The organism is Burkholderia sp. 4M9327F10 (assembly GCF_005503145.1).
Lineage (GTDB): Bacteria > Pseudomonadota > Gammaproteobacteria > Burkholderiales > Burkholderiaceae > Paraburkholderia.
Genome location: NZ_SCNV01000125.1, coordinates 1 through 6,114 on the forward strand (window position 1 = coordinate 1; position 6,114 = coordinate 6,114).

Consider the following 6,114-nt stretch of genomic DNA (forward strand, 5'->3'; position numbering starts at 1 on the left):
TTTCGGGGGCGTTTCGGGGGCGTTTTGCTCCCGAGGCGCCTGCCCGCTGCCGCCTCACTCGCTCTCGCCCAGCCGTACCAGCAGCGCCTGTAGTTTCTCCACATGCCGCAGCAGCAGATGGCGGTGTTTTTCGATCTGCTCGAGCCGGCCGGTGAGATCGGCGTGATCGGTATCATCCAGTTCGGCGGCAGCGATCACGTCTTCCACCTTGGCCCGCAGGGCGGCCAGTTCGACCGGCGGGCTCGTCAGATGCCGCTCGAAACGGCGCACGTCCTGCACCGCCAGATCGCGCACCTGGCGAAAATGAACCTGCCGCCGGTGCGCCTCGGCGTCGAAGCTCTCCTCCTCCGCGCGGCGCGCCGGGGCCGGCTGGCCGAAGATCGGCTCAGGCGGGCGCAACACCGTTTTCTTGCGCACCGGGTACGCCGTGCCGCGAAACCGCGCGAGCGGCGTTTCGTTGTCGATCGCCTCGCGTGCGTTGGCGGGAATCTCGTGCGCCGCGTGCGGCGTGTTCATCCAGCCGTTGGGCAGGCCCGTCACCGCTTCGATGCCGCGCACGAACTCCTCGCTGAATTCACGCTGACCGGACAGCATCAGTTTCAGATAGCTCGCGGAGAACGTCATCATCCGCGCGAGACGCGCGGCCGCACCCACTTCCTGGGTCAACACCACCAGATTTGCCCGCCAGACCGGAAGCTGGGACTCGTCGGAATCTTCCATTGCTGGGTCTTCCATCTCTTCTCGCCCGATTAGTCTGTGACGTCTCGGCGGGCTCGCAGCCCGCGTGCGTCATTGTGATGAAAGGGTAGTCGCTTCGCCGTGCGGCACGCAACCGGTATGTCCGCACGGGTCCGGCGTCACATAACGTCTGGCCGGAACACGGTCGCGCCACATACGTCCCCTATGTTGACAGACTGCGCCCGGCTACGTTCCTGAGCGGTGAGCCCGCTTGTGAGACTCGAGAGGGACGCCACGCGGGGCGTGGCAACGCATGGCCGATGGAGCATGCCGCGTGGCATTGTTCACACGTTTGCGGCACGTATCGTGCTTGGAGGTGCTGGCGAAGGACTTTGCCCCCACCCATGAAAAAAGGGAAATATGATGAAGAAAGCGATTCTTGCCTGCGCGGCGCTCCTCGTCGCCCTGGGCGCCACCGCGCCAGCCCACGCGGACGACCACTACCACCATCGCGTGTGCCATAAGGTCCACGTGCATGGACACTGGGAGCGGCACTGCCATTGATGCCGGGTGCAGACGCGGCACAGTCCATGCCGCGTCTGTATTTGCGTGTGTATTTCCGTGTGTATCCGCCTCTGGGTGCGGATGCTGAAGCCCGCCTCAGGCGGCTGCGACGTGCTCCAGCGCCGTCTTCACCAGCGCCTGCAACAGCGGCTGGACCTGTGCCGCGAGCGTTTCGTCATACGCATACGGCATCTGCTCTTCCATATATGTAATCTGCGTCAGCTCGAGCTGCACGGCATGCACGCCCTCGGCGGGTTGCCCGTATTCGCGCGTGATATAGCCGCCCTTGAAGCGGCCATTGGCGATCGCCGTGTAGCCGCCGTGACGCTCGACCATTCCGGCCAGCGCCTCTGCCAGCCCCGCCACGGCACTCGCGCCATTCGAGGTGCCGAAGTTGAAATCCGTCAGGCGTCCCTCGAAGAAACGCGGCACATGAGAGCGGATCGAATGCGCCTCCCACAGCAGCACCTTGCCGTGCCGCGCCTTCAGCGCCGCCAGATGAGCGCTCAGCGCCTCGTGATACGGCTTCCAGTAAATATCGCGGCGGCGCGCGGTCTCGGCCTCGTCGGGCAGGTGCCCTTCGAGATACAGCGGTTCCTTGTCGAAGGTGTCGACCGGCAGCAGGCCCGTCGTGTCCTGGCCCGGGTACAGATTCGCGCCGTCGGGCGGGCGGTTCAGGTCGATTACGTAGCGCGCGTGGCTCGGCGTCAGGATCGAGGCGCCAAGGTCCCGTGCAAAGGCGTACAGGCGGTCGAGATGCCAGTCGCAGTCTTCGGTGCGCAGGGCGGCGGGCGTCATCGTCGCGGCGATATCGTCGGGAATGCGCGTGCCTACGTGGGGAATCGAAATCAGTAGCGGCAGGGTTCCCTCATGCAACGAGAAAACCGGTGGAGTGTTCGAAGCAGTCATATCAGTCCGGAATCAGTGGGATCGGGGTGGGATAGCAACAGCTTACCCGAGTCGATAATTTTGGTAACTGAGTCAGGCAACCGGGCAGGCCAGCCGCATGGCTTGATCCAGCCGCTCAAGCGGACAGATCAAGCCCGCGGCGTAGCTCATTGAGGCGGCTCATTTGAGCAGCTCATTTGAGCAGCTCATTTGACCAGCTCATTTGAGCAACTCCGCGAGCGCCGCCCGGTACTGCGCGTACGCACGCTCTTCATCGCGATGCCGACGGTTGTCGACGACCTTCTCGCCGCCGGTGTACACATCGCGAATCGGAGTCTCGCCATGTTCGCAGAATACGATGCCCGACAGCCACGATTGCGACGCGTGTTCGGCAATGTTCGAGTGTGCCGCATCCAGCACCAGCCAGTCGGCGCGCTGCCCTGCCTTCAGGCCGTTCACCGCGCGGCCGGTGGCATGCGCACCGCCGTCGAGCGCGGCGGCGAACAGGCGGTCGGCGACAAACGGCGCCTGTTCCGAGGCCAGCACGTTGCGCTGCCGGCGCGACAGGCGCTGGCCGTATTCCAGCAGCCGCAGCTCGGCGCGCCAGTCGACGCCGATATGGCTGTCCGAACCGATGCCGAAGCGCCCTTGCTGGTCGAGGTAGGCATGCGCCGGGAAAATGCCGTCGCCGAGATTGGCCTCGGTCGTCAGGCACAGGCCCGCCACCGCGCCGCTTCGGGCGAGCGCGCGGGTTTCGTCGGCATCGACGTGGGTCGCATGCACGAGACACCAGCGGGAATCGACGTGGAAGCGCTCGAGCAGCCATTGCACCGGCCGCGCGCCTTCCGTTTCGAGGCAGGCGTCGACTTCCGCCGTCTGTTCGGCGATATGGATATGCACCGGCGCGCCGGGCAGATCCGTATCCAGACCGTCGAGCAGCGTGCGCAGCGAGCGCTCCGAAACCGCCCGCAACGAATGCGGCGCGACGCCGTAGCGCAAGGCCGTGTTTTCCGGGCGCGCCGCGCGCAGCGTGCCCAGCAGATCGAGCAGGCTCTCCGGCGTATTGATGAAGCGCTGCTGGTCGGCGCGCGGCTCACGGGCGCCGAAGCCGCTGTATTGGTACAGCACCGGCAGCATCGTCATGCCGATGCCGCTCGCGTGCGCCGCATCCACGACCCGCTCGGCCAGCTCGGCCGGGTTGCCGTAGCGGCTGCCATCGGGCGTGTGGTGCACGTAGTGGAATTCACACACCGAGGTATAGCCCGCCTTCAGCATCTCGATGTACAGCCATTGCGCGACGGCGGCCAGCCCTTGCGGCGTGATCTTCGCGGCAAAGCGGTACATCAGGTCGCGCCAGCTCCAGAAATTGTCGGTGGCGTTCGCGCGATATTCGGTGAGGCCCGCCATCGCGCGCTGAAACGCATGCGAATGCAGATTCGGCATGCCCGGCAACACCGGACCCGCGGCGTGCGCCACGCCCGCCGGCACAGCCGTGGTGTCGGGACTCACATGCGTCAGCGTGCCGGTGGCGTCCCATTGCAGCAGGACGTTGCGCCGCCAGCCATCGGGAAGCCAGGCATGCTCGGCGAACAGGGCGTGGTTCGCGGCAGACGCAAGAGCGGGCGCATCCGTGGACGTATGAGCAGACAATGCAGCCGGCGCTTGATTCAAGTCAGTCATCTTCAGACCTTGCCAGGGGTTCGACGTGGGCGCTAAACCAGCTTAACGAGGTTTAGCCCGAGGCTTAGCCACGCCGTGCACCCGATAGTTGTTGCACGGCATCGTGCCGCGTGTAGACCGTCTCGCCCGCGCGGACCACGCGCGCGCACAGCGGACGGCCGATCCAGTAAGCCAGTTCGGCCAGCGTGTCGACCGGCCACACGGCGAAATCGGCCGCCCGGCCGACCGCCAGCGTGCCGTGGCGATCCGCCTGGCCGAGCGCGCGCGCCGCGTGCTGCGTCACGCCTTGCAGCACTTCGGGCACCGTCATGCGAAACAGCGTGGTCGCCATGTTCATCATCAGCAGCAGCGAAGTGGCGGGCGACGTGCCGGGGTTGCTGTCGGTGGAAATGGCGATGGGCACTTCGTAACGGCGCAGCAGTTCGAGCGGCGGCAACTGCGTCTCACGGATGAAGTAATACGCGCCGGGCAAAAGCACGGCGACCGTGCCGCTTTCCTTCATCGCGGCCACCCCTGCTTCGTCGAGAAACTCGAGATGATCCGCCGACAGGGCGCGATGCCGCGCCGCCAGCGCCGTGCCACCGCTGTTCGACAACTGCTCCGCATGCATCTTCACCGGCAGCTTGTAGCGCTCGGCCGCCGCGAACACCCGCTCGCTTTGCGCGAGCGAAAAACCAATGCGCTCGCAGAACACATCGACCGCATCGACCAGGCCCTCATCGGCCAGCGCGGGCAGCATGCGCTCGCAGATTTCCGTGATGTAATCGTCGGCCCGGCCGGCGAATTCCAGCGGCAACGCATGCGCGCCGAGAAACGTCGTATACACCGACACCGGATACTGCTCACCGAGGCGGCGCGCGACCCGCAGCATCTTGCGCTCGCTGGCGAGATCGAGGCCGTAGCCGGATTTGATTTCGATGGCGGTGACGCCTTCAGCCAGCAGCGGTTCGAGCCGTGCCGCCGCCTGACGCAAGAGGGTCGCTTCGTCGGCGGCGCGTGTGGCGCGCACCGTCGAGACAATGCCGCCGCCCTGCCGTGCGATCTCTTCGTAGCTGACACCGGCGAGACGCTGGGCGAACTCGTCGGCGCGCTGGCCGCCGTAGACCAGATGCGTATGACAGTCGACGAGACCCGGCGTGACCCACGCGCCGCCGAGGTCCTCGCGCGGCCAGGCAGCGTACTCCGCCGGCAGGTCGCTCGCCGCGCCGAGCCATGCAATGTGGCCGTCGCGCACAGCGAGCGCGGCGTCGGCCAGCGTGTGATTCGGGTCGCCCTGTGGGCAAAGCTTGAGATGATGCCAAACGGTTTGCTTCATCGCGTGCTCGTTGAAGGGTCCGTGAATTCAGGCGTAATGCAGGCGGATGGCGAGCAACGCGCCCGTGCCGCTCAGCCTGCAGTCGAGCGCCTGTGGCGCGTCGATACGCAGTGTGTCGTCGGTCGTGAGCGTGATGGCCGCGCCACTGCCCAATGTCACCTGCAGCGAACCCGAAGTGCAAAACAGCAGAGCGACGTCAGCGGAAAGCGCGTGCAACGGCGCGAAATCCCGCTTTGCATCTTCGCCTTGCCATACCTCGACCTCGCCCCTTGCCGCACCACGCCGCACCATCAGGTTGAAATCGCGCGTGGCGCCGTCGACAAGCCGCGCGTCGATTGCAGTCTCGCCGGCAAAGTGCGCCATGTCGAGCGGTTGCGTCAGCGCGTGGGGCGGCCCACCTGCCTCATCGAGCAGCATACCCGCACCCGAGAGCAGCACCAGCGTCCGGTCGATGCCCTCGAAACGCGAGAACGGCCCGGCTTGCGCGACATCCGCGATGCTCACGCGCCAGAGGAACGCATCGAGGCTCGCGCCTTGCGGATAGGCGGCCACCTCGCGGGTGACACCGCCGCCGTTCTTCCACGGCGCCGCCACCAGATCGGCGCCGCGCAGCAAGGTGACGCCGGCGGGCTGTGTGGTGGTCTGTGCCGCGGCCTGCGTGGCAACCTGTTTGGCAACCACAGCCGCGGCACCGGTGGTCCCGGTATCCACAGCCGCCGCATTGAGCGTATCCGCCGTGTCGATGGGCATGCTCCGCGTCACGATCAACGGCCCAGCATCGGCAGGTTGAGCCCCGCCTCACGCGCGGTTTCCTGCGCGAGTTCGTAGCCGGCGTCCGCATGCCGCATCACGCCGGTGGCCGGATCGTTGAACAGCACGCGGCCCAGACGCTGTCTGGCCGCATCCGTGCCGTCCGCAACGATCACCACGCCCGAATGCTGGCTAAAGCCCATGCCCACCCCGCCGCCGTGGTGCAGCGAGACCCAGGT

At 66.3% G+C, this 6,114-nt stretch carries 6 protein-coding genes and 1 pseudogene; 1 reads left to right on the forward strand and 6 read right to left on the reverse strand.

Annotated features, from left to right (window positions below; all coding sequences use genetic code 11):
• Nucleotides 1-54: 54 nt before the first annotated feature.
• On the reverse strand, nucleotides 55-720 hold the full coding sequence (locus FFS45_RS41180; protein ID WP_137960308.1) for a hypothetical protein: 666 nt from the start codon (nucleotides 718-720) through the stop codon (nucleotides 55-57).
• 378 nt (nucleotides 721-1,098) lie between these two features.
• Between FFS45_RS41180 and FFS45_RS42060 the strand changes: the two genes are divergently transcribed.
• Entirely contained in the window at nucleotides 1,099-1,242 is a 144-nt protein-coding gene (locus FFS45_RS42060; protein WP_171029903.1) for a hypothetical protein, read from the forward strand.
• 96 nt (nucleotides 1,243-1,338) lie between these two features.
• On the opposite strand, the gene hutG is transcribed toward FFS45_RS42060, so the two are convergent.
• The 5 genes and pseudogenes from hutG to FFS45_RS41205 all read right to left on the reverse strand — a co-directional run.
• Nucleotides 1,339-2,151, reverse strand: a complete 813-nt coding sequence (gene hutG / locus FFS45_RS41185) for an N-formylglutamate deformylase (RefSeq protein WP_137960309.1) — start codon at nucleotides 2,149-2,151, stop codon at nucleotides 1,339-1,341.
• A gap of 198 nt (nucleotides 2,152-2,349) precedes the next feature.
• Entirely contained in the window at nucleotides 2,350-3,810 is a 1,461-nt protein-coding gene (locus FFS45_RS41190) for a formimidoylglutamate deiminase (protein ID WP_137960310.1), read from the reverse strand.
• A gap of 64 nt (nucleotides 3,811-3,874) precedes the next feature.
• Nucleotides 3,875-5,125: an imidazolonepropionase gene (gene hutI / locus FFS45_RS41195; RefSeq protein WP_137960311.1), complete on the reverse strand. Its 1,251-nt coding sequence runs from the start codon at nucleotides 5,123-5,125 to the stop codon at nucleotides 3,875-3,877.
• Nucleotides 5,126-5,152: 27 nt separating this feature from the next.
• Complete coding sequence (locus FFS45_RS41200; protein ID WP_137960312.1) at nucleotides 5,153-5,875, reverse strand: HutD family protein; 723 nt, start codon at nucleotides 5,873-5,875, stop codon at nucleotides 5,153-5,155.
• 14 nt (nucleotides 5,876-5,889) lie between these two features.
• Nucleotides 5,890-6,114 (reverse strand): annotated as a pseudogene (locus tag FFS45_RS41205) (urocanate hydratase); the annotation flags it as partial.